Origin of the sequence: Paenalcaligenes sp. Me52 (assembly GCF_050487965.1) — a bacterium.
Classification (GTDB): Bacteria; Pseudomonadota; Gammaproteobacteria; order Burkholderiales; family Burkholderiaceae_B; genus Paenalcaligenes.
The window spans coordinates 1,276,445-1,301,971 of sequence record NZ_JBKQFO010000001.1 but is presented as its reverse complement, the minus strand read 5'-3'; the positions used below and the strand labels follow the sequence as shown (position 1 = coordinate 1,301,971).

Genomic DNA, 25,527 nt, shown 5'->3' with positions numbered 1-25,527 from the left:
GCATGCTTATGCGGTTTAGCTTATTGTAGATTGCCATCCACCATGTTCAACTGCCTGTGCGCGAGGGACGCCAAGGCTACGTCGTGGGTCACGATTACAAAAGCTGTGCCCAACTCACGATTCACTTCCTGCAACAAGCCAAACATTTCATCAGCAGTGTGGCGATCTAAGTTACCCGTAGGTTCGTCAGCCAACACACATGCCGGGTTAGACACCAACGCACGTGCCAAAGCCACGCGCTGACGCTCACCGCCTGACAATTGCCCGGGGAAATGATCCAAGCGCTCACCCAAACCCACTCGTTCTAGCAACGCCTGGGCTTGTGCTCGTGCTTCATCGCGTTTCAAACCACGCACAATCAATGGCATGGCAGCGTTATCCAACGCATGGAACTCCGGCAGCAGATGATGAAACTGGTACACAAACCCTAGCGCCTGATTACGCAAGCGACTACGCTGCTTTTCGTTCATGTCTTCGGTAGCTTGCCCCTGTACCCATACTTGGCCAGTCGTGGGTTTATCCAGCAAACCTAGTATGTGCAACAGCGTACTTTTGCCCGAACCAGACGCCCCCACAATAGCAACCATCTCGCCTGCCTGCACCTGTAAAGACACGTCATGCAAAATACTGATATCGCGACCCGCTTCGCTATAGCGCACGCCCAAGTCGCGGGCTTCAATCACGGGAGTAGAAGACATTACAGAATCAGTCATGACGCAATACCTGTGCGGGTTGCAAACGCGAGGCACGCCAGCTGGGGTACAGCGTTGCCAAGAACGACAAAATCAACGAAGTCACCGCAATAATGACAATATCAGCCACTTGCGGATTAGAGGGTAAAGAGCTGATGAAATAGATTTGCTCAGGCAAGAACTGCAGGCCAATCAGGTTTTCAATAAAGGGAACAATGACATCTACGTTATAGGCGATCAACACACCTAACAGCACGCCAAGACCCGTTCCCAAGAAACCAATTAAGCTGCCTTGCACCAAGAAGATACGAGCAATCTCAGCAGGAGTCGCACCTAATGTGCGCAAGATCGCAATATCACTGCGCTTATCTTTCACCGCCATCACTAACGACGACAACAAGTTAAACGCCGCCACTGCCACAATCAGCGTCAAGATCAAGAACATCATGCGCTTTTCAGTTTGCACAGCCGCAAACCATGTACGGTTATTACGAGTCCAGTCACTAGCAATCACACCGCTAGGCAATTGCCCTTGCAGCTCTACCGCTACCTCAGGGGCTTTTTGCATGTCTTTAATACGTAAACGCACACCACTCACACCGCTGTCACGGAAAATGCGCGCTGCATCTTGTACATTCACAAATGCCAATGACGCATCGTACTCATAGTGACCGGATGAAAACAGCCCCACTACGGTGAACTGGCGCATACGTGGCGAAAATCCGGCAGGGGATATTGTGCCTTGCGGCGCCATCACCATTAAGGTGTCTCCCTGCCCCACACCCAACGTCTTCGCCAGTTTCTGACCTAACACAATGCCAAAACTGCCATCTTTTAAGGCATCCAAACTACCAGCATATAGCTGATCTGCCAGCTCAGACACTTGCGTTTCAACGCTAGAATCTATGCCTCGAATCTGTGCACCACTCAATACGTTATTGCGCACCAACATGCCTTGTGCGCCCACAAATGGTGCAGCACCTTGCACAGCAGAGTTTTGTTTAGCATCTGCGGCAATATCAGGCCACATTTCCAGTACACGTTGATGTGGCTGCCCAGGATAAAACAACTCTATATGCGGCAAAACCGACAGCATTCGGTCACGTACCTGCGTTTGGAAGCCATTCATGACTGAAAGCACTACAATAAGAGCCGCAACCCCTAGAGCGATACCAGCCATAGAGCTTCCAGCGATAAACGAGACAAACCTGTCCCCTCGCTGTCCCGCTTTACGCTTAGATCGGGTTAACCCCGCATAACGCGCTCCAACCCACCATTCAAACGACATAAACTTTGCCACCGCACGTGTATTAGACAGAAAACTTCTATGCAAATAGTACTCTCAGGCGCCTTGCCTGAACCACCCTATGCTTCAAAACTTTTGCCTGAGTTGGAAAAAGTCGCCCCCACTCTGGTTCATTGGCTTAATCAAAGCCAAAGTACATTGCAGGTTCTGGATAGCAATCAAGAACGCTGTACTGCTCTGGAGTATTGGCAACTGCAACAGGCAGGATTCCAACCCAAACCCGCTCAGCATAGTAGCGCAGGTCTAGGGGTTTTGTGGATGCAATCGCAACAAAACCTAACTTTAGCCCCTGAAGAGTCCGTTTGGTTAGGTGAGCTAGTACATATCTCTCCGTCGCGAGATGGCGCAGCACTGATACCCGCCTCTGATCTGGCTATCACGCCAGAAGAAAGCGAAGCATTGTTCAGCAGTAGCGTGGCATGGTTTGAAGGCACTGGCTTTGCTGCTGAATACATGAATACCCACTATTGGCGCATTCAGCCACCTGAAGATTTTCACGCACGTACGGTAAGTTCTGCCTTAGTCAGCCAAAGCGCGGTTAACCACTGGTGGGAACAAGATGCCGAAACGCGCCCATGGCGCAGGCTCGTGAATGAACTGCAAATGTTCTGGTTCAACCACCCCGTTAACCAACAACGTTCCGCTGAAGGCAAACTACCTATCAATAGCTTGTGGCTACAAGGTGGCGGTTCTGCAGCGCAATTCACTAATGCGCATGCCGCCCCCTATCAGCTCTTTACAGACCTGGAAGACGCTTTACAGCAACAAGACTGGTCGCGTTGGCTAGAGGCTTGGCAGCTCTTAGAAAAGAATTGCTTCGCCCCTCTGCAACAGCAGCCACCTTCTATTGTGTTGTGCGGTCAAAGCCGCTTGTTGAGTGTGAACCCGCGACCTGCTGGTTTTCTGCGTAAACTCTTTGCCTCCAAGCAAAACGATTGGAAGAAACAATGGTCATCCCAGTAATACAAGATCGTACGGTCAACCCTGACTACGTCAACACACTTACCAGTGCAGGCACACACCCGCTGCTGGCAAAACTGATGGCAGCCAGAGGGGTATCCAGCACAGAAGAGCTCGCTACCGATTGGGCGCAAATGCTTTCACCAGCCCTGTTGCGTGACCTGCAACATGCGGCACGCTTTTTGGCCGATGCCATTGCCGCCAACAAACGACTGCTGGTCGTCGCAGACTACGACTGTGACGGCGCCACGGCATGCGCCGTAGCCGTACGCGCATTACGCATGATGGGTGCCACAGTTAGCTTCTTAGTACCCAACCGTTTTGAAACCGGCTACGGCTTATCGCCCGCCATTGTGGATCTAGCCTTAGTACACGAAGACGGCAAACCTGATGTACTCATCACCGTAGATAACGGTATTGCTAGCGTAAGCGGTGTGGAAGCAGCCAAAGCGGCAGGCATGGAGGTCATCATTACCGACCACCACTTACCCGGCGACGAACTGCCTGATGCATCCGCCATCGTGAACCCCAACCACCCCGACTGCAATTTCGCCTCTAAAAATTTGGCCGGTGTGGGCGTGGTGTTTTATCTGATGTTGGGTTTGCGCGCCGAATTACGCCAACGCGGCGTGTTTGATGCCAAAACTCAGCCTCGCTTGAACCGCCTAAGCGATCTAGTCGCTTTGGGTACCGTCGCCGACGTGGTGCGCCTAGACAGCAATAACCGTTTGCTGGTGAATCAAGGCTTACAGCAAATACGCTCTGGCATCATGCAGCCCGGCATTGAAGCGCTATTTCGCGTTGCCGCGCGCCATCCAGGCTTAGCCAGCACCTTTGATTTGGGCTTTGCACTAGGCCCCCGCATTAATGCCGCCGGCCGCTTAGCTGATATGGCATTAGGGATACGCTGCCTACTTAGCGATGACCCCGCCGAGGCCATGTCATTGGCACAAGAGCTGGAGGACATGAACCAAGATCGCCGCCAGATCGAACAACACATGCGCCAAGAAGCGTTAGTCGCTGTTGAACAGCATGTGAGCCACAACCCTGAACAGCGGGCCAGTCTGTGCGTGTATCACCCTGACTGGCATCAGGGCGTAGTGGGCTTGGTAGCCTCTAGACTCAAAGAGCAATTCTGGCGCCCTGTGCTCGCTTTTGCTCGCAGCGACGATGGCATCATGCTGAAAGGCTCTGGTCGTTCCGTACCCGATGTACACCTGCGTGATGTGTTGGACTTAGTCTCTAAGCGCCAACCCGGCATTATTGCCCAATTCGGCGGCCACGCCATGGCAGCAGGTCTAAGCATCAAAGAAGAAAACTACGCAGACTTCATGCTGCTCTTTGATGATGCCGTGCGTACCTTAAGCGGGCGCGAATACTTTGAGCCCATCATTGAAACGGATGGCAGCTTATCGTTGGATCATTACAGCGTGGAAACGGCTTATTTATTGCAATCGCAAGTGTGGGGCGCAGGCTTTCCTGCCCCACTCTTCCGCGACCGCTTTATTATTCGTCAGCAGCGTTTACTGAAAGATCGTCACTTGAAGCTGCAATTGGAGCGTGGCACCCAAGTCTTAGATGCCATCTGGTTTAATCACGATCAATTGCTAGATGGTGTGATTGAGGTGGTGTACAGTTTGGCCCCCAATACGTGGAATGGCCAAACCTCATTGCAATTGATTGTGGAGTACGCCGCCAGCGTTAATTCTTAAGCGATGTTCCGTTTGCGGGATGCCAACATAATCCCGCCCACAATCAAAGCAAACGCAATAGCGTGGAAGGTTTTAGGCAGCTCATTCAAGAACACCGTGGACAGCAACGCCGCAAACAGGGGAATAAAGTTGGTAAAGAATCCGGCGGTTGCGGCGCCAGCGCGCTGCACCCCTTCCCCCCAACAGTACAAAGCCACAATGGCAGGGCCTATCGCCACATACGCCATCGCCCAATACAGCTCAGTTCCCCAGTGAATCTGCACGTCAAAAGCAACCCACTCGCCCCACGCAAACAAGCCAGACCACACTGTACCAAACGCCACTTGCGACATCAGCAAAGTGGCCCAGTTACGGCGCACATCGTCAGGGTGTTTTTTCGCCAACAACAGCCAACTGTAAAATGCCCACGCGATGGTGGATAGGATCATGTAGAAATCCCCTATCACTAAGCGCATAGACATGATCTGTGTCAGGTCGCCACGCGTCAGAATAATCACCACACCGCATAACGACACGATGCCGCCCAGCAATTGCCAACGGTTCATCAGCGCACCAAAAAATACGCGCCCAATCAGCAGCATCCAGATAGGCATGCTGGCCCCTACTAGGGTCACGTTGATGGGAGTAGAACTTTGCAATGCCATGTACTGCAAAGTGTTGTAAAGACCAATACTCAGCAGACCTAAAATGGAATAACGTTTCCACTCTTTCCATAATTGGCTGCTAGGTCGCAAAACCGAATAACCAAACGGCAACAAAATAATCAGCGCAATAATCCAACGCACAAAATTCAGCGTCACCGGCGGAATCATATCGCTCACGATACGCCCTACAATGGCATTGCCCGCCCAGAGCATGGTTGGAATAACAAGAAACGCCACCGTGGCTGGGGTAAGTTTTGACTGACTCATTACGACATATATGCCCCATTATGTCTCCGTAACAGGGCTGGTTTTTTATAGTTAAAAACTTAGTATAGTGAAAGCCTCTTCTAAAAACGAATGATAATAATTCCTTAAAATCAGCTGAATGCATACAAAAAGCCGCATTCACCCTGCCCTTATATGATCTAACAGGTTAAAATTATTCCTTTTGACCGAATTTTTGGCATAGCACTAATCATGGCTATGCCGCCACACAGGAAGTACATCGCTATGGAAGCCGAACGTCAAAACGCCATTGAATCGCACCTGGAAGATTACATCAGGCGCGAGGCTGAACTACGGAGGTATCTTTGACTACGATGAAAAAGCACACCGCTTAATCGTAGTTAATGCTGAGCTAGAAAGCCCAGACGTCTGGAACGACCCCCAACACGCCCAAGAACTGGGTCGTGAAAAGAAAAGCCTAGAAGGCGTGGTAACCGAACTGGACGAAATCCGTAGTGCGTTACACGACAGCAAAGAGCTGTTTGACTTGGCTGCCATTGATGATGACGATGACACCCTGCAAGCCGTAGAAGAAGACATTGCCAAAGCATGTGAACGTATTGAAGAACTAGAGTTCCGTCGCATGTTCTCCAACCCTGCCGATCCGTCCAACTGCTTTATGGACATTCAGGCGGGTGCTGGCGGCACAGAAGCTCAAGACTGGGCTTCTATTTTGCTGCGCCAATACTTGCGCTATGCCGAACACAAAGGTTTCAAAGCTGAAGTCTTAGAGATTTCCGATGGCGAGGTAGCAGGTATTAAATCCGCCACCATCAAAATCGAAGGCGAATACGCTTACGGTTTGCTGCGTACCGAAACTGGCGTGCACCGTCTAGTACGTAAAAGCCCATTTGACTCCAATAATGGCCGTCACACCTCGTTCAGTAGTGTGTTCGTCTACCCCGAAGTAGACGATTCCTTTGAAATCGAAGTGAACCCTGCCGACTTGCGCGTAGACACCTACCGCGCCAGTGGTGCGGGTGGTCAGCACGTGAATAAGACCGACTCTGCGGTACGTTTGACTCACTTGCCTTCCGGTATTGTGGTGCAGTGTCAGAACGATCGTTCCCAGCACCGTAACCGTGCAGAAGCGATGCAAATGCTGCGCTCTAAACTGTACGAAAAAGAGCTGCGCGAACGTATGGCTGACCAACAGAAACTGGAAGACTCAAAAAGCGATGTGGGTTGGGGTCACCAGATTCGTTCCTACGTGCTGGATCAAAGCCGTATTAAAGATTTGCGTACCAACTTGGAAGTCTCCAACACTCAGAAAGTGCTGGATGGCGACCTTGACCCCTTTATTCAGGCCAGCCTGAAACAAGGTCTATAACACCATGAGTACACAGCGCGTTGTTATCATCACCGGCACCTCAAAAGGCTTAGGTGCAGCAATGGCACAGCAAGTGCTAGATGCCAACACTACGCTCTTTGCAATTGCCCGACGTGACAACCCCTCCTTGGCTGCCCTTGCTGATCAGCAAGGTGCCACGCTACACGCCTTGCAAGCAGATTTATCCTCTGCTGCAGGTATGCAAACCACACAAGAATGGTTGCAACACGCGCTGCCCCGTACCGCACAGCACTATTGGCTTATCAATAATGCTGGCACCGTGGAACCTATTGCCCAAGCCAATCAGCTCAATGACGCAATGGCTATACAACAAGCCCTGCAGTTAAATGTAGGCAGTGCCATCGCCTTATGTGCCACGCTATTGGCTGCTACAGATGCCAGTGCTGCCGAACGCCGCATCTTGAACATTTCTTCAGGTGCGGGCAGACGCAGCGTCGCTGGCTGGGGCGTTTATGGTGCAACCAAAGCTGCGTTAGATTTCTACACGCAAACTCTGGCGATGGAAAACCACCCTCGCCTACGTTGTGCCTCGCTCGCCCCCGGTGTCATTGATAGCCCAATGCAAAGCGTTATACGTCAACAGAAAGTCTCTGACTTTCCCGACCTACAACGCTTTCTTAACCTACATGCCGAGCAACAACTCAGCTCCCCAGAGGAAACGGCTGCACACATTCTGCGCCACATGGGCAGTGATGTGTTCGGCAGCACCCTCCTGGATGATATCCGTCGTTATTTGTAAAGTTTACTGAAACCATGACTCAACCTACTCCTGCCCCGCATGCCGACGAAAACCATTTGATTACCGAGCGTCGTGGCAAGCTTCAACAACTTCGTGAAAATGGTGTGGCTTACCCCAACAATTTTCGCCCTGCCGACCAAGCCGACGCTTTGCACGCCACCTTCAGCGAGCACGAAAAAGAAGCGCTGGCCGAATTGAAACACCCTGCCTCCGTTGCAGGGCGCATGATGCTGAAGCGAGTAATGGGTAAGGCCAGTTTTGCCACACTGCAAGACGGTAGCGGCCGCATCCAGATTTATCTGGATAAAAACTCGGTAGGCGAAGAAGTCTACGAACAATTCAAAACTTGGGATATTGGTGACATGCTGGCCGTTGAAGGCATCATGTTCAAAACCAATAAAGGCGAACTGTCCATTCACGCAAGCAGCATTCGCCTGCTGGCTAAATCGTTGCGCCCACTACCCGATAAATTCCACGGCTTGGCTGACCAAGAACTACGTTACCGCCAACGTTACGTAGACCTCATCATGAATGAAGAGGTACGTGGCACATTCTTGGCACGTAGTAAGATCATCAACAGCATCCGTCAGAATATGCTGCAAGAGCGTTTCCTAGAAGTGGAAACTCCCATGTTGCACCCTATTCCAGGTGGCGCATCAGCTAAACCTTTTGTGACCCACCACAACGCGCTGGACATGGAAATGTACCTGCGTATTGCACCAGAACTGTACTTAAAACGTCTGGTAGTGGGTGGCTTTGAGCGTGTATTCGAAATTAACCGCAACTTCCGTAACGAAGGGGTGAGCCCACGCCACAACCCTGAGTTCACCATGATGGAGTTCTACGCGGCTTACACCGACTACCGCTGGTTGATGGACTTTACCGAAGAACTGATCCGTAATGCAGCAATTGCCGCACACGGCACAGCCGTATTGACGTACCAAGACCAAGAGCTGGATCTGAGCAAACCGTTTGAGCGTTTGACCATCATCCAAGCTATTCAAAAGTACGCCGAAGGCTATCAAGAAAGCCAGCTGCAAGACATCGCTTTCTTACGCACGGAGTTGAAACGCCTGAAAGTTGATGTAGACAACCCACCATTATCCAATGCTGGTCTGGGTGCACTGCAATTGGCTCTGTTTGAAGAAGTGGCTGAGTCCAAACTGTGGAATCCTACGTACATCATCGACTACCCTGTTGAAGTATCTCCATTGGCTCGCGCATCGGATTCTGAAGCAGGTATTACTGAGCGTTTTGAACTGTTCATCACAGGCCGCGAAATTGCTAACGGTTTCTCTGAGCTGAACGACCCTGAAGACCAAGCACAACGCTTCCAAGCTCAAGTAGCGGCCAAAGATGCTGGTGACGAAGAAGCCATGTACTACGATGCCGACTACATCCGCGCCTTGGAATACGGTATGCCTCCTACAGGTGGTTGTGGTATCGGTATTGACCGTTTGGTGATGCTGCTGACAAACAGCCCAAGCATCCGTGACGTGATTCTGTTCCCGCACCTACGTCGCGAGTAATCCATGCCGCGCCAGCCTCGTGCTGGCGGCAATAAAAAAGGCTCAATGTGTTTCAACATTGAGCCTTTTTCTTATACGTAGCACTTAAATGGTGAAGGACTCACCGCAGCCACAACTTGCCGCTTCATTAGGATTATGAAACTTAAAACTGCTGCTTAAGCCTTCGCGTACAAAATCAATTTCCGTGCCATCAATAAACGGCAAAGCTTTAGGATCTACGTACACGGTAATGCCGTGCTCTTCAAAGACTTGATCGCCTTCGTTGCCAGCACTCACGTAGTCCCACTTATAGGCCATGCCGGAGCACCCTGTTAGTCGCACGCTCAAACGCATCGCTTGCGCATCATTTTTGCTTAAATGATGGTTGATATGTTTAGCCGCACTTTCAGTTAATGTAATCGCCATTTTTTACCTCATTCACCCTGTGACGGTACAATTTTGCTACCCGCATCGCGTAGCACCTCTACAGCCAAAATTGCACTGTGCAACTTCACGGCTGGCAAATCCAAGGCCTGCATCAGCTCAGCGCTGGTTAAGGATGCCAATTGCTCTACAGGCTTACCTTCTGCCCATCTACAGGCATATTCTGCCGCAGCAATAGTGGCACCACAACCATAAGCTTGAAACCTAGCTTGCTGGATCACACCGCTTTCATCTACACCTAACGACAACTTAATTGCCGCACCTTCCTGCACCGAGCCTGCCAGTGCACTGCCCGCTTTTGCCGTAGCAATCGCGATCACACCCGCATGTTCGGGCTGTTTGAAATATGACTCTACCTGCGCGTTATACCGCATGATATCCCTTTACCTACGACACCAACGAGCTGCTTTGCTCGTGTTCCCAGAAGGGAGACAAGTTACGCAAACGCTCTACACTGTGGCGTATGGCCGCAATCGTAGTCTCTACATCTTCTTTTGTAGTTTGACGCCCTAAGGAAATACGCAACGAGCTATGTGCTTGTTGATCCGTGCGACCTATGGCTTTCAACACAAAAGAAGGCTCCAAACTGGCGGATGTACAGGCTGAGCCGCTTGATAACGCCAAGCCAGACAAATCCATCATTAAGGCCTCGCCTTCTACCCCATCAAAGCTCACACTCAAGTTGTGAGGCACACGTTGAGATAACGAACCATTAATGTAAATATTGGGTATGGTCTGCAAGCCCTGCAACAACTGCTGATGCAATTGTTGTATGCGTTGGCACTCTTCTTCACGCAGTTGCTCGGCCAACTCAAATGCTGCACCCATACCTACAATTTGGTGAGTCGCCAACGTACCAGAACGCATGCCACGTTCGTGTCCACCACCGTGCATTTGCGCTTCTAACCGTACACGCGGTTTACGGCGCACATACAGCGCCCCCATACCTTTGGGGCCATACACCTTATGCGCTGACATAGACAACAAATCAATGCCCATGGCGTCTACATCTATAGGTAGCTTACCTACAGCCTGAGCCGCATCCACATGCAACAACGTACCGTTTTCATGGCATAACGCGGAAATAGCCGCCACATCTTGCACCACACCAATTTCGTTGTTCACCAACATAATGCTGACCAACGTGGTGTCAGGACGCAAATGCGTACGTAGTAATTCTAAATCCAGCAAACCATCTGCCTGCACGGGCAAATAGCTCACTTCAAAACCTTGCTGCTCTAGCGCATGACAGGTATCCAGCACTGCTTTGTGCTCGGTTTGCAGCGTAATAAGGTGTTTACCTTTGCTCTGATACGCTTGCATCACACCTTTGATAGCCAAGTTATCAGACTCGGTAGCTCCTGATGTCCACACAATATCGCGTGCCTGCGCACCGATGGCGTTAGCCACCTGAGTACGCGCACGTTCTACGGCTTCTTCTGCATCCCAACCATAGCTATGGCTGCTGGATGCCGCATTACCATAACCGTCTTGCAACCAGTACATCATCTGCTCTAACACACGCCCATCCAAGGGCGTGGTAGCCGCATAATCCAAATACAGTGGTCTAGATTGTTTCTGCACGTCAGCCACCAAAGTTGAAAACACTGGAGGCTACGGGTGTGCTAGTTTTTTGCACAGAAATGACTTCCTCATCGTTATGAGCCGCTTCTTCTAGCTGACGCAAACGCTGCTGGTCTACTAAATCCTGTAGCGACACTGAGTCTAAGTAGTCCACCATTTTACGGCTTAAGTTGGCCCACAGATCATGCGTCATGCACTGACCTCGGCTACCACCGGCACCCAACTTACAATTGCCTTTGCCCTTGCAGTTTGTGGCATCAACCGGCTCATCTACCGCGAAAATAATATCGGCTACCGTAATGTATCTAGCCAGCCTGGCCAGTGAATAACCACCGCCAGGTCCGCGCGTACTTTCCACCAACTCATGGCGGCGCAGCTTTCCAAATAACTGTTCTAGATACGACAACGAAATATGCTGACGCTCACTAATTTTAGCCAAAGTGACTGGCCCACTTTGTTGTCGTAACGCCAGATCTATCATGGCCGTTACAGCAAAGCGGCCCTTTGTCGTCAAACGCATACTGAAACTCCTCAGCTTATGGCGGGCACGCTTATGGCTGTTTATACCCGACTGATTTAGTCCAGTATAGCAAACAACACAACCTAAAATAAGGGTTTTCCCACAACACAATACACCATTTCGTACCGTGAAAACAACGCGAATTGTTTACAGTCCCAATAGCGCTTTCTCTTTCAACTGGCGCAACTGGTCGCGTGCTTTAGCTGCCTGCTCAAACTCTAGATTCTTTGCGTGATCCATCATTTGTTTTTCTAGACGTTTAATTTCTTTGGCCAGTTTTTTCTCGTCACCCAACACATCACTACCAATAATGCTGTATTCGGTTTCAACCACAGGCGCTGCCGACACGCCATCAATCAGGTCGCGTACCGCTTTATTCACACCACGAGCCGTAATACCGTGCTCTAGGTTGAACGCCACTTGTTTTTCACGACGACGCTCTGTTTCGCTCATCGCTTTATGCATAGAGTCTGTAATTCTGTCTGCATACAAAATAGCGTGACCATTTAAGTTACGTGCCGCCCTGCCAATGGTCTGAATCAAACTACGCTCGGAACGCAAGAAACCCTCTTTATCAGCATCCAGAATGGCCACTAAAGAGACCTCTGGGATATCCAAACCCTCGCGCAGTAAGTTAATGCCCACCAGAACATCAAACATACCCAAACGTAAATCGCGGATAATTTCCACGCGCTCTACCGTATCAATATCAGAGTGCAAATAGCGCACGCGTATACCGTTTTCGGCCAAGTAATCGGTTAAGTCTTCCGACATACGCTTGGTCAACGTGGTGACTAAAATTCTTTCTTGAGCGGCAACACGAAGTTTAATCTCGCCCAGCAGGTCATCCACCTGCGTAGTGGCCGGACGCACCTCTACCAACGGATCCACCAAGCCTGTAGGTCGCACCACCTGCTCTACCACCGCATCGGCGTGCTCTTGCTCGTAGGCCGCTGGTGTTGCCGACACAAACACGGTTTGTGGCATACGCTGCTCGAATTCTTCTAACTTCAGCGGGCGGTTATCCAACGCTGATGGCAAGCGGAAGCCAAACTGCACTAAAGTTTGTTTTCGAGAGCGGTCGCCCCGGTACATGCCCCCTATCTGGCCCATGGTGACGTGACTTTCATCAATAAACATCAAGGCGTCTTTAGGCAGGTAGTCGATCAAGGTGGGCGGTGGGTCACCAGGAGCTGCCCCCGACAAGTGCCTGGAGTAGTTTTCAATGCCTTTGCAAAAGCCCAACTCGTTCATCATTTCCAGATCGAAACGTGTGCGCTGCTCAATACGTTGAGCCTCTACCAGTTCGCCAGCTTTCACAAACTGATCCACTCGTTCACGCAGTTCGTCTTTGATGGTTTCCATCGCACGCAAAATAGTTTCGCGCGGTGTCACAAAGTGCGACCCAGGGAACACGGTATAGCGACGTACATCTTGCTGAATCTTGCCAGTCAGCGGATCAAACAACGCCAAGGACTCGATTTCATCATCAAACATGGTGATGCGTAGAGCTTGCTCCGCGTTCTCCGCCGGGAACACATCAATGACCTCGCCTCTTGCCCGGAAAATACCCCGTGCAAAATCAGCATCGTTACGTTCGTACTGCATCGCCACCAACCGCGCTAACAGCTCTTGCCTAGGAACCGTATCCCCTACACGCAAGGTCAGCACCATCGAGTGATAATCGCCGGGGTTACCAATACCGTAGATACTGGACACCGAGGCCACAATGATGGTGTCGCGACGCTCTAACAAGCTTTTGGTGGCTGACAAACGCATCTGTTCTATATGTTCATTGATAGACGAGTCTTTCTCAATAAACATATCGCGTGATGGTACGTACGCTTCAGGCTGATAGTAATCGTAGTACGACACGAAGTATTCCACCGCATTACGGGGGAAAAACTCGCGCATCTCGGCGTACAACTGCGCCGCCAAGGTTTTGTTTGGCGCCATCACAATGGCCGGTCTACCCGTGCGAGCAATGACGTTTGCCATGGTGTACGTTTTACCTGACCCCGTCACCCCCAACAGAGTTTGGTACATCAAACCATCGTCTAGCCCCTCTACCAGCTTTTCAATTGCCGCAGGCTGATCGCCCGCTGGCGGGTACGGCTCGTACAGTGAAAAAGGACTATCGGGGAAATTGACAAAACGCGGAGCAAACTCTGACATAGGATAGGTGACACGAAGTCCTGAAGAAACAGCCAGCACAAAAATGTGCCCAGATCAGCCCAAAGGCCCATACGGCTTGATTTTTCTTGTATTTTAACGCAAAATCATTGCTGTATAAATAAACAGCATCCAATATATCATGGCCGTCAAACTTACCATCAGGCAACAACAGGTGCTTGACATCATACGTCAAGAGATACAGCGCACCGGTTTTCCTCCCACCAGAGCGGAAATCGCTCAGACGTTGGGCTTTAGGTCGGCCAATGCTGCCGAAGATCACCTTAAGGCATTGGCAAAAAAAGGCGCCATTGAGTTAACCGCTGGCGCATCGCGTGGTATTCGTCTTGTTCAAGACGACACCCTGCCCGCTGCCGCTAACGACCACGACATTGCCAGCAATCACTTGCAACTACCTATTATTGGTAGAGTAGCAGCAGGTAGCCCAATACTGGCTAGTGCCCATGTAGAACAAGAAATTGGTGTTGCCCCTAACCTGTTTAGCCAAACACCCGATTACTTGCTGCGCGTACGCGGCCTCAGTATGCGTGACATTGGTATTCTGGAAGGCGACTTGCTTGCCGTAAAGAAAACCACCGAAGCTCGCCACGGCCAAGTGATTGTGGCCCGGCTGGGTGACGATGTAACCGTTAAGCGCCTGCACATAGACGGCAAAACCATCAACCTGATGCCTGAAAACCCAGATTTCGACCCTATTCCTGTGTCTGACGAAGACAGCTTTAGTGTAGAAGGTATCGCTGTAGGCCTGATCCGCAACACACCCATACACTGATCATTCGTTTCACAGCGATAAAAAAACAGCCCAGTACTAACTGGGCTGTTTTTATTGCAACACTAGATTTAGTGCGTAGTACTCAAACCACCTGCACTGCTAACTGCTTTGTTAGCAACAGCGGCTTCCGCTGCCAGTCTGGCAACTTCTTCATCGCTTAATGGCACAGGCATTTTTTCCAACGCCACTTCCAGCACTCTATCAATCCAACGCACTGGAATAATCTCCAAGTGGTTTTTGACGTTGTCTGGAATCTCAGCCAAATCCTTCACGTTTTGCTCTGGAATCATGACAGTTTTGATACCACCACGCAGCGCCGCCAGCAGTTTCTCTTTCAAACCACCGATTTCCAGCACCTCACCACGCAGTGTGATCTCGCCAGTCATGGCAACATCAGCACGGATAGGAATACCGGTCAACGACGACACAATAGCTGTAGTGATCGCAATACCTGCAGATGGACCATCTTTAGGTGTAGCCCCATCAGGGAAGTGCACGTGCAAGTCACGTTTCTCAAAAGTGGTATCAGGAATACCCCACTTCTGAGCGCGTGAACGAACTACCGTACGAGCGGCTTCCACCGACTCTTTCATCACGTCACCGATAGAACCAGTACGCTGTACGTTACCTTTACCGGGCATGTCAGCAACTTCGATGGTGAGCAAATCGCCGCCCACTTCAGTCCATGCCAAACCAGTCACTTGGCCTACTTTGTTTTCGGTTTCAGCCACACCAAAGGTATAACGACGCACGCCCAAGAACTCTTCTAAGTTCTCTGAGTTCACCACTACAGTTGTTGGTTTAGCATCCGATTTAGCGGCTTCCAAGAACTTACGCACTACCTTGCGGCAGATTTTGCTGATTTCACGTTCTAGCGAACGCACACCAGCTTCGCGTGTGTAGTAGCGAATCATGTCGCGTACAGCGTCTTCAGTGACTTCTAACTCGCCATCTTTAACACCGTTGTGTTTCACCAGCTTAGGAATCAAGTGATCAAACGCAATACGTACTTTTTCGTCTTCGGTATAACCAGACAAACGAATCACTTCCATACGGTCTAACAGCGCCGGTGGAATATTCAGCGTATTGCTGGTGGCCACGAACATCACGTCGGACAAATCGAAGTCCACTTCCAAGTAGTGATCTTGGAAAGTGTGGTTTTGTTCTGGATCTAGTACTTCCAACAGGGCCGATGACGGATCACCACGGAAGTCCATGCCCAACTTGTCGATTTCATCCAGCAGGAACAGCGGGTTACGCACCCCTACTTTGGACATGTTTTGCAGCACTTTACCTGGCATGGAGCCAATGTAGGTACGACGGTGACCACGAATTTCGGCCTCGTCACGTACACCACCTAGCGCCATACGCACGTACTTGCGGTTAGTCGCGCGTGCAATAGACTGACCCAACGAGGTTTTACCCACGCCCGGGGGCCCTACCAAACACAAGATAGGTGATTTCAGTTTGCTCACACGTTGTTGAACAGCCAAATATTCAACAATGCGTTCTTTCACTTTTTCCAGACCAAAGTGATCACTATCCAGCACTTCTTGAGCGTTCACCAGCGAATTGCTGATTCGACTCTTCTTGCGCCATGGCATACCCACCAAGGTATCCAGATAGTTACGCACCACGGTAGCCTCTGCCGACATAGGCGACATCAGCTTCAGTTTTTTCAGTTCAGCTTCCGCTTTCTTCTGCGCTTCTTTAGGTAGCTTGGCTTCTTCGATGCGTTTTTCCAGTTCTTCTAGATCAGCACCCTCTTCGCCTTCGCCCAACTCTTTCTGAATGGCTTTTACTTGCTCGTTCAGATAATAGTCGCGCTGGCTTTTTTCCATTTGTTTCTTCACGCGGCCGCGAATGCGTTTTTCCACTTGAAGAATATCAATTTCAGATTCCAGCTGAGCCAACAGTGCTTCTAAACGACTGCCTACAGCAGCCATTTCCAGCATTTCCTGTTTCTGTTCCAGCTTCAAGCTCAAGTGAGCAGCCACGGTATCGGCCAACCTACCTGGCTCTTCGATGCCAGTCAGAGAAGTCAGAATTTCTTGCGGTATCTTTTTATTCAGTTTGACGTACTGCTCAAACTGCGCCAACACAGCACGACGCAAAGCTTCGTGCTCTGATGCCGACGCTGCAGATTCGATTTCTGCAGCCACAACCTTAGCTTTGAAACACTCGTCGGTTTCCGTCACATCAACCGCACGCGCACGCTGCATACCTTCGACCAACACCTTCACGGTGCCATCGGGCAGTTTCAGCATTTGCAGAATGTTCGCTACACAACCTATTTCGTATAGGTCATCTTTGGAAGGCTCATCTTTGCTGGCAGTTTTCTGGGCAACCAACATAATGTGGTTGCCATCTTCCATTGCCAATTCCAACGCCTTAATGGATCGTGGACGCCCCACGAACAGGGGAATCACCATATGCGGAAACACCACCACATCGCGCAATGGCAACAGCGGTAGCTCCATGGGTTCCGTAGTAAGAATCTGGCTCGCAGACATAGCAAATTCCTTTTAATAAGCCCGTCATCCGCAAAAGGGAAGCATGAAGCTTCCCTTTTTAGATGCACTTCTTAACTGTAAGGTTGCGGCTATTTTGAATATTTCAAGAGCCAAGGAAGCAATGAGTCTGTTATTTATAACAGAAAGTTTCCCAATTAGGCGGCTGCAGTGTCAGATGTTGCTGCCGTTTTTTCTTCCTCGCTGCGTTCCACCATGATGGGCTCACCTTTGCCACTCACAGCATCTGCTGTCAGTATCACTTTGCCCACATCAGGACGCGATGGCAACTCATACATTGTGTTCAACAGTGACTGTTCCACAATAGAGCGCAAACCTCGTGCGCCCGTCTTACGAGTAATCGCGCGCTTAGCAATAGCACGCAGTGCAGCATCTTCCACTTCCAAGCTCACGTCTTCCATTGCAAACAGTTGCTGGAACTGTTTAACCAAGGCATTACGTGGTTGAGTCAGAATTTGAATCAGAGAATCTTCATCCAACTCTTGCAAGGTTGTGACCACAGGCAACCTACCAACCAGTTCAGGAATAATACCGAACTTGATCAAGTCCTCTGGTTCTACTTCAGTAAACAGCTCGCCCACACCACGCTCAGATTTAGAGCTCACGGATGCAGAGAAACCAATACCGGATTTTTCTGTACGATCCAGAATGACCTTATCCAGACCCGCAAACGCACCACCCACAATAAACAAGATGTTTGTGGTGTCTACTTGCACGAAGTCTTGGTTAGGATGCTTACGACCACCTTGTGGCGGCACCGAGGCAACCGTACCTTCAATCAATTTCAGTAAAGCCTGCTGCACACCCTCACCCGATACGTCACGGGTAATGGATGGGTTGTCAGACTTACGGGAAATTTTGTCAATTTCGTCGATGTAGACAATCGCTTGCTGCGCTTTTTCCACATCGTATTCGCAGCTTTGTAGCAGTTTTTGGATGATATTTTCTACATCCTCACCCACATACCCAGCTTCGGTTAGTGTCGTAGCATCGGCCATCACAAACGGCACATTCAGCATGCGCGCCAATGTTTGGGCCAGCAGTGTTTTACCTGAGCCGGTAGGCCCAATCAGTAAAATATTACTCTTGGAAAGCTCTACACCATCATCAGTGGTGCTCGCATAACGAATACGCTTGTAGTGGTTGTACACCGCCACAGCCAAGCTACGTTTAGGAGACTCTTGACCAATCACATACTGATCAAGAAACCCGGTAATTTCTTTGGGTTTAGGAAGTTCAGTTTTGATGGCTTCCTTAGCTTTTTCCTGTGACTCTTCGTGAATAATGTCACTGCACAAGGTAATGCATTCATCACAAATGAATACTGAAGCAGGTCCAGCTATCAGCTTGCCGACTTCGCTCTGGCTCTTGTTGCAAAACGAACAATGCAGGACTTTGTCATCGGACGAGTTTTTATCGGACATAAGACTCTGTCAAAAATAGAGAGAAAAAGCATTTTCCCTACAAAACATCAAGTGCCCACGCTGCCAGCACATTTGCATGACAGCGTGGTCACACCCATTAAGCTGTTTCGTCTGAACGGTGCATTAAGACTTGGTCAATCAGACCATAGCTTTTTGCATCATCAGAAGACATAAAACGATCACGCTCTGTATCAAGCGCAACTTGCTCAATGGTCTGGCCAGTATTTTTAGCCAGAATACCATTCAGCCTATCACGCAAGCTCAGGATCTCTTGAGCATGGATTTGAATATCCGATGCTTGACCCTGCGCACCACCCGATGGCTGATGAATCATGATGCGAGAATTAGGCAAGGCAAAGCGCTTGCCCTTTTCTCCCGCTGACAACAGAAAAGCCCCCATACTGGCTGCCATCCCGGTGCACAGCGTTGAAACCTGAGGTTTCACGAACTGCATGGTGTCATAAATGCCCATCCCTGCGTACACACCGCCACCAGGCGAGTTGATGTACAAAGAGATGTCTTTGTCTGGGTTTTCCGACTCCAAGAACAGCAGTTGCGCCACAATCAGGTTAGCGGACTGGTCATTAACCGGCCCAACCAAAAACACCAAGCGCTCACGCAACAAGCGTGAGTAGATATCGTAAGAACGCTCACCGCGACCAGACTGCTCTACAACCATAGGAATGTAGCCCAAACCGGACGGTGTTACTGAGTGCCCCCCATGCATCGAAGCATAGAAGTCGATAAAACTAGACGACATTTAGTTAGTTCCCCATGATTTCGTTGAATGGCACGTCCTCTTCTGTAACTTTAGCGTTAGAAAGTACGTGTTCAACCACGTTATCTTCCAGCACCACAGCTTCAATTTCGGCACGGCGTTGACGATCTGACAGGTAGTATGTCACAACCTGAGCAGGTTGTTCGTAGTTCTGTGCAAACTCTTCAATACGAGTGCGAACTTGCTCTGGCTTAGCTTGCAGTTCAGCAGCTTTAACCAATTCGGACAGCAACAGGCCCAAACGTACACGACGCTCGGCTTCTTCTTTGAAGCTATCTTCAGGGATTGGGAAGTTCTCAGCATTTGGCAAACCACGTGCTTTCAACTCTTCACGAGTTGCAGCGATACGGTTTTGCACTTCTGCATCGATCAGTGCTTTAGGCAGCTCGAATGTAGAGGCACCAGCCAATGCATCCATTACGCTTGCTTTGGTGCGAGCTTGCACGCGAGCTTTAACTTCGCGCTCAACGTTGCTACGGATATCCGCTTTCAACGCTTCTACATCACCTTCGGCTTGACCCAGCATTTTTGCAAAGTCAGCGTTCAGTTCTGGCAGAACAGCTTCAGCAACTTCAGTTACTTTGATTTCGAATTGAGCTGTTTTACCAGCGACTTCTGTGCCACCGTAATCGGCTGGGAATGCCAGCGGGAAGGTTTTCTCTTCACCAGCTTTCATGCCTTGCACAGCTGTTTCGAACTCAGGCAACATACGGCCTTCGCCCAACACGAAGGAGAAACCTTCGGCGGTACCACCCTCAAAAGCCACGTCATCAATCGTGCCTTTGAAGTCCAATGTAATACGATCGCCGTCTTGAGCAGCGTGATCTTCGCGAGCTTCAAACTGGGCACGTTGTTTACGCAGGATATCGATAGTTGTTTGGATTTCTTCGTCGCCAACGTTTGCTGTGCTACGAGTGATTTCCAGTGCGGACAGATCAGGCACAGCCACTTCTGGGTACACTTCGAAAGTGGCGCTAAACGCCATAGTACCTTCAGCAGGCTCACCTTCTTTAGGTTCGATGCTAGGTGTACCAGCAACACGTACGTCTGCAGCTTTCAGAGCCGCATCCATCGCTTTACCTAATTCAGCATTGATCACATCGTAACGGACGCTAGGACCGTGGCTGCGCTCAATCATGGCTAGTGGTGCTTTACCGGGGCGGAAGCCCTGAATTTTTGCGGTACGCGCCACACGTTTAAGTTGTGCCTGGACTTCTTTTTCGACATCGGCCACAGAAACGACCAGATCGACACGGCGCTCCAAACCGGACAGAATTTCAACCTCGGGCTGCATTAGAGACCTATTTGAGTGAGTTAGTGAATGAAAATAATCGGTTATTTTACTGCAAAAGCCGTCATCAATAACCGGCCAACCCTCTATTCAATAGCAAGCATAGTACCTATGTCTAGCAATTTTTTAGGGTAAATCGAGTGATTGTACGCATAGAGGGCCATGCATACAATCTCCGGCCCCACCCTTTACCCTGCATTTTTACTTACTTTTACTAGGTGTAGAGGCTAATGCAAAATATCTTGCAAAAATTTTAAAGTCGCTCTATACTTCAATGCTTGTCTGTGCGAACGTGGCGGAATTGGTAGACGCACCAGGTTTAGGTTCTGGCGCCGAGAGGTGTGGGAGTTCGAGTCTCCCCGTTCGCACCAACAGATTGATAAGCATTGAGTCTATTGAATCAACATTCAACAGAATCAATGCTTTATCTTTTTGTGCTGTAGATTTCTGATAGCCTGTTTTCAATTATTAAACACCGTTAGCCCCATAAAGGCCCCACGGTAAGCCCCACGAAAACAGACTATGGCAAGTATCACAAAACATCCTCAGGGCTATCGCGCCCATATCAAAGTTATCCCCTCACTAGGTCAGCCCCCACACAGGGAAAGCAAGGTCTTTCGCACAAAACGCGAAGCTCACGTATGGGCCACGCAACGCGAACCTAGATGGCTTTGTTTGACATGACACTAGACACACCGCCGCCAAAATGCTGCCCAAGAAAGTGAATGCCTTGGACCTTTGCAAAATTTTGGATGGGCTGACCCAAAATGGCGATGGTTTACTACAACCCACACGCCTCTACCTTGGCTGACCTACTCAATTAGTGGGCGGCGGTAATTGAACCCGCGTCCAGCGCATTTAACACCAATAGTTAACACTTGAATTTCAAGGGCTTGCGTGGACACGTTTTACCGCTTTACACCTTCGGTGTGAAATCGGTGTGATTTAGGGTAACTAACAAATGAACTAACATCATTGCTCACTACCGCAATTGATAACAGCAAGGGACCTCCATGTCGAATAAAGGCCGCAGAGACCTTCCGGAAATATTAAAAACGCTCTGCTTCCTACCGCTGAACTATTAGAGCCTGTACTAAAACACTTATCCAAAGCTAGTTCACCTCTGCCCACCAACAAGTCCCCCCAACACCAGCACCTATAGCCATGGTCTTGTTGGCTGCTGATATCCCAGTTTCCTCTACTGCAACCTCTCTCAAACTCATGGTTTTAATCCTTTGGGGCCGCATAGTGGCCTCCAATAAAAAAAACCACTACAAAAGTAATGGGCGTAAAAAATCCGGCTTTAACCGGATCAAAACGAGCAATGATTTATCGTTAATTTTCACCATAACGAAACTATGGGAGTGGAGCGCGTCAAACTGTAATTAACAGGAGGTCATATAACCAATAAGACTGTTTTGAATGACGAGCAGATAGCCGAAATAGCTATACAAAACTGCATTCTTCTAAATGGCTGATGGTCTCATGAAAACGGCACCCGAATACTACGTCCCGGCCCGGTCAGCCAAACCCCAGGCCACCAGCGTCCCTAGCTCGACATGCGCTGGCTTATCAGCAACCAAGTCGGCAGAAGGATGCTGGTGGCGAACCGCTCCTATCGGTGACGCTTTCCGGGGTTTTTCTTGTGGTGGGTATGCGGGCCACGCTCCCTGCTCACATTTGCGACTTTTGTGGAAATGGACATGCCCTTAGGCAGTGCGGGACGCGGAGTGCGCTTGCGGTCAGCTTCAGTAACGATTTTGGTACTCATGGAAATCTCCCTAGTTTGTAGGTTGCTAAAGCCCCCATTGTTACACATCCGCTTGAGCGCTGGTAGCCCATCAAGAAAGAGCGCGGCCCGTTCAAAACTATATCACCCCTACCGGCGAGCAAAAGAAAGGCTGGACGTGCCAAACAGGGGAGAGGATCGCTCTTTTTCTTGATGGTTAATTTCATTTTGGAACATGCCACATGCTTCCCGCATCTATGAGGGAACCAAAACAGTTGTACGGAACTAGCGCACTACTCAGCCTGCTCCTCATAGGCCCCTACCCAGGACACTAATCCATGGCTTCAGTTAACAAAGCAATTCTGGTGAGCAACTTAGGCCGCGATCCAGAAGTACGCTATGGCGCAGAAAGTAACGTCATCTGTAATATCTCAATCGCCACCACGTCTACACACAAAGACAGAAACTCCTAACTAGCAACTCTGTGGCGATAAAGTGATCACTTCGCTATACCGCCCATTAGCAGTGGTCACACTTAAACACATGTTTAGCTCTTCATTTTTCCAGACCGTTGTCAGACCTCGTGTTTCCACAGGAACAAACCCTGAATTCATTAATTTCATTTCCCCGCCAGCTGCACGAGCCCCTTTTAAGTCCTCAGCGCTGAAAGTTTTCTGATCCTTAGGCTGTACATTGAGATCCTGGGCAACTTGCTCTGCCTCAATGGTAATAACTCCATTTTTCTCTGTAATTAGCGCCTCATCAACATGAAGGTTGGAGTTCTTCCCTGAAATAACTACGTTCCCCTTTGCTCTTAAGCTTGTGGGGGTAAGCATTTCAATAGATTCCGCTGTCACAGAGAAACTTCCCAATTCTGTCTTATCCGTTTGCCCCATCACAGAGGCAGAGGCAGAGGCAGAGGCAGAGGCAGACACAGCAGCCACACCGAGCAACATTGCTACAAAATTCGTTTTCATCGCTAATCCCAAAAATAGACCTACTTCTGTTTTATAGCACACCGAATAAAAACATTTCTCAAATAGATAGTTAACATTTCCAAGGCCAAACATGCAAATTAAAAACCCACGGATCTACCGTTTAGATCCATCGTGGGCGCTCGATGATGCCAAGCTTCACGAACTATTTGAACAACACCACTTTCCATCAGGCACCAGCCAATTGCTCCATCGATCAAGACACCAAGCTCCGATCCACCACCTAAAATCGAGCATTAGTGAAGTACGTTCGCTGCAGTGTAGAGCCTGAAGAGCTTGATCGGCACATTCAGTCAGGCAAGCAATGTACACGCCTGATACTCGCATGGGACGACCGAATCAGCTTTGTTCTGACCGACGGATTAGAGCTGAAGCGCATCACCCTTTTGGACGTTATCAAAGAGCAAGAAATGTCCATTTCCGGCAATGATGGAGCGTGCGGCTCACCAAAGAGCGCAGAGCTAGGGCGCTATCTGGAATTGAGCAATTCGGCGGAAAGAAAACAAAAGCCCTATTTAAGCCCCACTTTGCATATAAGGCTCTGACTTATATGAAAAGCCGTTTCCCCGTTCGCACCAAAAGATTGAAAAAGCACTGATTCCAAAGAATCAATGCTTTTTTTATTTCTAGCGTCTATTTTTAGCCTATGCCTCAGATAGAGACGCCTTACAGTCACCAAACCTACTTACCAGCAATCGTAATAGTTATCTGACTCTCGGAAACTGAGTACTCCTCAGCTAGCGCACAGATTGCCTCGTTTAGCGTCAAACGTAGTGGTGGCTTATCCACCCACATCCCCTCATATTTTTTCTCGTCCAACATTCGTATCAGTTGGTCTTCACTAGTAAGCATTCTCTGTTGCGATGAAAAGCTACCAAGCGCCGGTGAATCTTCACAGCAAATCTCTAGCTTTCGCTTTACCTTATAGCGCAACAAAAGAGAAAATCCCCCGCTGTCGCTTTCTTCGTATTCAGCCTTAGACCCCAAGCGTATGCTTGCACTCTCCAACTCAGCCACCACCGAATCACCCTGCTTCGTGCTAAAGAACAGGTAACTCATCTCAGTGAACTCAAGTGGATCCAATGCAGTATTTTGCAAATAACTAGGAAGGTTTCGATTCACCTTCAGCTTAACCTCACCTTCCCAGCGTTCTACATACCCACCAATCTCAGAGGGCTCACACACCACCATCAACCCTTTGAGCCCCTGCTTTCTCGCGCCAATCGCCCAATAAAAACCCATGATGAAGCCCTAAAAAACGGCTAGTAAATAATAGCTATATGCAACACAAGCTTCCCTCTGTCCTTACTTACAAATTAACAGCTTCCACTAGGGGATATGTCATTCTTGCCTACAAAATGTAAAGCTCTAATGCATACCTCATAGACTCCGCTGCAGCAACACTAACTAGGTAATTAGTTTCAAGGTCCTTTACAACTACGTTACGGGTAACAATCATATGAACGCAAAAAAACCCGCAAAAGGCAGCAACCTTTGCGGGTTTTGGCTCTGAGTGAAAGCAGCCTTACAACGTATTATTTACACATACGATTTAGCGGCTTGCAAACTCACTGCAAGTCTATTAAATAAAATCCTGACCAGTAATATGCAATACCGTAACTCTGTGCTCCTGAGGGTCAACAATACATCTGGCATATTGCGCCACACTAGAACCATAGCGATTTTTGACACTAAACGACCCCTGTGGCCAAACGAAGTGCCAGAGCTTCTCTGCTGATTTCACTCCATTAGTATATGGCGGCTTTTCCTGCTGAGTTGGAGGCAACTGTTTTGCTATTGCCTGCTGGCACAATGCTAAAGCGGCTGTTTCTTCTAGTCGCTCTGCCTGTAGCCTCCCTCTTTCACGCGCCTTTTCTGCTTGCCCCACACCACCAGAAAAACACCACGCTACGCCCCCTACAATCACCACAAGAGCAAACACTAACGAGATATGTCTTACCCCCTGCTTTAGGGTAGTTTTTTTGATTACTGTTTTTGGCATTCTCTGTATTTTTGCACGCGATTGAGGCTTGTATTCCTGTCGCAAACCCACCATCTTATGGTCCGGC

23 protein-coding genes, 1 tRNA gene and 1 pseudogene are annotated in these 25,527 nt (G+C 49.5%); 9 read left to right on the top strand and 16 right to left on the bottom strand.

The window, feature by feature from the left end:
• Nucleotides 1-20: 20 nt before the first annotated feature.
• On the bottom strand, nt 21-713 hold the full coding sequence (locus ACLO87_RS06160; RefSeq protein ID WP_430223067.1) for an ABC transporter ATP-binding protein: 693 nt from the start codon (nt 711-713) through the stop codon (nt 21-23).
• On the bottom strand, nt 706-1,980 hold the full coding sequence (locus ACLO87_RS06155; protein ID WP_430223066.1) for a lipoprotein-releasing ABC transporter permease subunit: 1,275 nt from the start codon (nt 1,978-1,980) through the stop codon (nt 706-708). Before ACLO87_RS06155 ends, ACLO87_RS06160 begins: the two co-directional genes overlap by 8 nt.
• A gap of 39 nt (nt 1,981-2,019) precedes the next feature.
• Between ACLO87_RS06155 and ACLO87_RS06150 the strand changes: the two genes are divergently transcribed.
• Both ACLO87_RS06150 and recJ read left to right on the top strand, forming a co-directional pair.
• Nucleotides 2,020-2,961 carry a hypothetical protein gene (locus ACLO87_RS06150; protein ID WP_430223065.1) on the top strand — a complete coding sequence of 314 codons (942 nt, stop codon included), beginning with the start codon at nt 2,020-2,022 and terminating at the stop codon, nt 2,959-2,961.
• Nucleotides 2,946-4,670 (top strand): single-stranded-DNA-specific exonuclease RecJ, encoded by a 1,725-nt coding sequence (recJ, locus tag ACLO87_RS06145; RefSeq protein WP_430223064.1) that lies wholly within the window; start codon nt 2,946-2,948, stop codon nt 4,668-4,670. Before ACLO87_RS06150 ends, recJ begins: the two co-directional genes overlap by 16 nt.
• Here recJ and ACLO87_RS06140 read toward each other — a convergent pair.
• Nucleotides 4,667-5,581 carry a DMT family transporter gene (locus ACLO87_RS06140; RefSeq protein ID WP_430223063.1) on the bottom strand — a complete coding sequence of 305 codons (915 nt, stop codon included), beginning with the start codon at nt 5,579-5,581 and terminating at the stop codon, nt 4,667-4,669. The genes recJ and ACLO87_RS06140 overlap by 4 nt on opposite strands.
• A gap of 243 nt (nt 5,582-5,824) precedes the next feature.
• On the opposite strand from ACLO87_RS06140, the gene prfB reads away from it, so the two are divergent.
• The 3 genes from prfB (at nt 5,825) to lysS (ending at nt 9,218) form a co-directional block, all read left to right on the top strand.
• A protein-coding gene (gene prfB, locus ACLO87_RS06135) for a peptide chain release factor 2 (protein WP_430223062.1) occupies nt 5,825-6,929 on the top strand; the annotation gives its coding sequence in 2 pieces (ribosomal slippage) (nt 5,825-5,905 and nt 5,907-6,929; 1,104 coding nt in all).
• 4 nt (nt 6,930-6,933) lie between these two features.
• Nucleotides 6,934-7,689: an SDR family NAD(P)-dependent oxidoreductase gene (locus tag ACLO87_RS06130; protein WP_430223061.1), complete on the top strand. Its 756-nt coding sequence runs from the start codon at nt 6,934-6,936 to the stop codon at nt 7,687-7,689.
• A gap of 14 nt (nt 7,690-7,703) precedes the next feature.
• Nucleotides 7,704-9,218 carry a lysine--tRNA ligase gene (gene lysS, locus ACLO87_RS06125; RefSeq protein WP_430223060.1) on the top strand — a complete coding sequence of 505 codons (1,515 nt, stop codon included), beginning with the start codon at nt 7,704-7,706 and terminating at the stop codon, nt 9,216-9,218.
• A gap of 84 nt (nt 9,219-9,302) precedes the next feature.
• Here lysS and ACLO87_RS06120 read toward each other — a convergent pair whose 3' ends face one another.
• The 5 genes from ACLO87_RS06120 to uvrB form a co-directional block, all read right to left on the bottom strand.
• The gene (locus ACLO87_RS06120; protein WP_135865514.1) at nt 9,303-9,623 is read right to left on the bottom strand and encodes a HesB/IscA family protein; all 321 of its coding nucleotides are present in this window, start codon (nt 9,621-9,623) and stop codon (nt 9,303-9,305) included.
• A gap of 8 nt (nt 9,624-9,631) precedes the next feature.
• A complete protein-coding gene (locus tag ACLO87_RS06115) occupies nt 9,632-10,015 on the bottom strand; it encodes an iron-sulfur cluster assembly scaffold protein (protein WP_135865512.1) in 384 nt (127 codons plus the stop codon).
• Nucleotides 10,016-10,028: 13 nt separating this feature from the next.
• Nucleotides 10,029-11,225, bottom strand: a complete 1,197-nt coding sequence (locus ACLO87_RS06110; protein ID WP_135865509.1) for an IscS subfamily cysteine desulfurase — start codon at nt 11,223-11,225, stop codon at nt 10,029-10,031.
• A 1-nt stretch (nt 11,226) separates the two neighbouring features.
• The gene (iscR, locus tag ACLO87_RS06105) at nt 11,227-11,745 is read right to left on the bottom strand and encodes a Fe-S cluster assembly transcriptional regulator IscR (protein ID WP_430223059.1); all 519 of its coding nucleotides are present in this window, start codon (nt 11,743-11,745) and stop codon (nt 11,227-11,229) included.
• Between the two features lie 147 nt (nt 11,746-11,892).
• Entirely contained in the window at nt 11,893-13,920 is a 2,028-nt protein-coding gene (uvrB, locus tag ACLO87_RS06100) for an excinuclease ABC subunit UvrB (RefSeq protein ID WP_430223058.1), read from the bottom strand.
• A gap of 139 nt (nt 13,921-14,059) precedes the next feature.
• Here uvrB and lexA point away from each other — a divergent pair, with 139 nt between their 5' ends.
• Entirely contained in the window at nt 14,060-14,710 is a 651-nt protein-coding gene (gene lexA, locus ACLO87_RS06095; protein ID WP_430223057.1) for a transcriptional repressor LexA, read from the top strand.
• 68 nt (nt 14,711-14,778) lie between these two features.
• Here lexA and lon read toward each other — a convergent pair whose 3' ends face one another.
• From lon to tig, 4 genes are all read right to left on the bottom strand, one after another.
• Nucleotides 14,779-17,223: an endopeptidase La gene (gene lon, locus ACLO87_RS06090; protein WP_430223056.1), complete on the bottom strand. Its 2,445-nt coding sequence runs from the start codon at nt 17,221-17,223 to the stop codon at nt 14,779-14,781.
• Nucleotides 17,224-17,378: 155 nt separating this feature from the next.
• Entirely contained in the window at nt 17,379-18,665 is a 1,287-nt protein-coding gene (gene clpX / locus ACLO87_RS06085) for an ATP-dependent Clp protease ATP-binding subunit ClpX (RefSeq protein WP_135863476.1), read from the bottom strand.
• A 97-nt stretch (nt 18,666-18,762) separates the two neighbouring features.
• Nucleotides 18,763-19,425, bottom strand: coding sequence for an ATP-dependent Clp endopeptidase proteolytic subunit ClpP (gene clpP / locus ACLO87_RS06080; protein ID WP_135863478.1), 663 nt, complete (start codon nt 19,423-19,425; stop codon nt 18,763-18,765).
• A gap of 4 nt (nt 19,426-19,429) precedes the next feature.
• Nucleotides 19,430-20,737 carry a trigger factor gene (gene tig / locus ACLO87_RS06075; protein WP_430223055.1) on the bottom strand — a complete coding sequence of 436 codons (1,308 nt, stop codon included), beginning with the start codon at nt 20,735-20,737 and terminating at the stop codon, nt 19,430-19,432.
• Between the two features lie 283 nt (nt 20,738-21,020).
• Between tig and ACLO87_RS06070 the strand changes: the two genes are divergently transcribed.
• Nucleotides 21,021-21,105: transfer RNA gene (locus ACLO87_RS06070), tRNA-Leu, on the top strand.
• Nucleotides 21,106-22,349: 1,244 nt separating this feature from the next.
• Here ACLO87_RS06070 and ACLO87_RS06065 read toward each other — a convergent pair.
• Complete coding sequence (locus ACLO87_RS06065) at nt 22,350-22,505, bottom strand: hypothetical protein (RefSeq protein ID WP_168246831.1); 156 nt, start codon at nt 22,503-22,505, stop codon at nt 22,350-22,352.
• A 296-nt stretch (nt 22,506-22,801) separates the two neighbouring features.
• Between ACLO87_RS06065 and ACLO87_RS06060 the strand changes: the two are divergent.
• Nucleotides 22,802-22,933: pseudogene (locus tag ACLO87_RS06060) on the top strand (single-stranded DNA-binding protein); the annotation flags it as partial.
• 3 nt (nt 22,934-22,936) lie between these two features.
• Here the strand turns inward: ACLO87_RS06060 and ACLO87_RS06055 are convergent.
• Nucleotides 22,937-23,533 carry a hypothetical protein gene (locus tag ACLO87_RS06055; protein ID WP_430223054.1) on the bottom strand — a complete coding sequence of 199 codons (597 nt, stop codon included), beginning with the start codon at nt 23,531-23,533 and terminating at the stop codon, nt 22,937-22,939.
• Between the two features lie 164 nt (nt 23,534-23,697).
• Here ACLO87_RS06055 and rdgC point away from each other — a divergent pair, with 164 nt between their 5' ends.
• On the top strand, nt 23,698-24,003 hold the full coding sequence (rdgC, locus tag ACLO87_RS06050) for a recombination-associated protein RdgC (protein WP_430223053.1): 306 nt from the start codon (nt 23,698-23,700) through the stop codon (nt 24,001-24,003).
• Nucleotides 24,004-24,139: 136 nt separating this feature from the next.
• Here the strand turns inward: rdgC and ACLO87_RS06045 are convergent, their stop codons facing one another.
• Both ACLO87_RS06045 and ACLO87_RS06040 read right to left on the bottom strand, forming a co-directional pair.
• Complete coding sequence (locus tag ACLO87_RS06045; RefSeq protein WP_430223052.1) at nt 24,140-24,700, bottom strand: hypothetical protein; 561 nt, start codon at nt 24,698-24,700, stop codon at nt 24,140-24,142.
• Nucleotides 24,701-25,040: 340 nt separating this feature from the next.
• The gene (locus ACLO87_RS06040; RefSeq protein WP_430223051.1) at nt 25,041-25,514 is read right to left on the bottom strand and encodes a hypothetical protein; all 474 of its coding nucleotides are present in this window, start codon (nt 25,512-25,514) and stop codon (nt 25,041-25,043) included.
• Nucleotides 25,515-25,527 lie beyond the last annotated feature (13 nt).

What these genes read in the sequence shown, in the direction of transcription:
- ACLO87_RS06160 (WP_430223067.1), bottom strand. Translation starts at nt 713, where the DNA reads ATGACTGATTCTGTAATGTCTTCTACTCCCGTGATTGAAGCCCGCGAC.
- ACLO87_RS06155 (WP_430223066.1), bottom strand. Translation starts at nt 1,980, where the DNA reads ATGTCGTTTGAATGGTGGGTTGGAGCGCGTTATGCGGGGTTAACCCGA.
- ACLO87_RS06150 (WP_430223065.1), top strand. Translation starts at nt 2,020, where the DNA reads ATGCAAATAGTACTCTCAGGCGCCTTGCCTGAACCACCCTATGCTTCA.
- recJ (WP_430223064.1), top strand. Translation starts at nt 2,946, where the DNA reads ATGGTCATCCCAGTAATACAAGATCGTACGGTCAACCCTGACTACGTC.
- ACLO87_RS06140 (WP_430223063.1), bottom strand. Translation starts at nt 5,581, where the DNA reads ATGAGTCAGTCAAAACTTACCCCAGCCACGGTGGCGTTTCTTGTTATT.
- ACLO87_RS06130 (WP_430223061.1), top strand. Translation starts at nt 6,934, where the DNA reads ATGAGTACACAGCGCGTTGTTATCATCACCGGCACCTCAAAAGGCTTA.
- lysS (WP_430223060.1), top strand. Translation starts at nt 7,704, where the DNA reads ATGACTCAACCTACTCCTGCCCCGCATGCCGACGAAAACCATTTGATT.
- ACLO87_RS06120 (WP_135865514.1), bottom strand. Translation starts at nt 9,623, where the DNA reads ATGGCGATTACATTAACTGAAAGTGCGGCTAAACATATCAACCATCAT.
- ACLO87_RS06115 (WP_135865512.1), bottom strand. Translation starts at nt 10,015, where the DNA reads ATGCGGTATAACGCGCAGGTAGAGTCATATTTCAAACAGCCCGAACAT.
- iscR (WP_430223059.1), bottom strand. Translation starts at nt 11,745, where the DNA reads ATGCGTTTGACGACAAAGGGCCGCTTTGCTGTAACGGCCATGATAGAT.
- uvrB (WP_430223058.1), bottom strand. Translation starts at nt 13,920, where the DNA reads ATGTCAGAGTTTGCTCCGCGTTTTGTCAATTTCCCCGATAGTCCTTTT.
- lexA (WP_430223057.1), top strand. Translation starts at nt 14,060, where the DNA reads ATGGCCGTCAAACTTACCATCAGGCAACAACAGGTGCTTGACATCATA.
- lon (WP_430223056.1), bottom strand. Translation starts at nt 17,223, where the DNA reads ATGTCTGCGAGCCAGATTCTTACTACGGAACCCATGGAGCTACCGCTG.
- clpX (WP_135863476.1), bottom strand. Translation starts at nt 18,665, where the DNA reads ATGTCCGATAAAAACTCGTCCGATGACAAAGTCCTGCATTGTTCGTTT.
- clpP (WP_135863478.1), bottom strand. Translation starts at nt 19,425, where the DNA reads ATGTCGTCTAGTTTTATCGACTTCTATGCTTCGATGCATGGGGGGCAC.
- tig (WP_430223055.1), bottom strand. Translation starts at nt 20,737, where the DNA reads ATGCAGCCCGAGGTTGAAATTCTGTCCGGTTTGGAGCGCCGTGTCGAT.
- ACLO87_RS06065 (WP_168246831.1), bottom strand. Translation starts at nt 22,505, where the DNA reads ATGAGTACCAAAATCGTTACTGAAGCTGACCGCAAGCGCACTCCGCGT.
- ACLO87_RS06055 (WP_430223054.1), bottom strand. Translation starts at nt 23,533, where the DNA reads ATGTTTGGCCTTGGAAATGTTAACTATCTATTTGAGAAATGTTTTTAT.
- ACLO87_RS06045 (WP_430223052.1), bottom strand. Translation starts at nt 24,700, where the DNA reads ATGGGTTTTTATTGGGCGATTGGCGCGAGAAAGCAGGGGCTCAAAGGG.
- ACLO87_RS06040 (WP_430223051.1), bottom strand. Translation starts at nt 25,514, where the DNA reads ATGGTGGGTTTGCGACAGGAATACAAGCCTCAATCGCGTGCAAAAATA.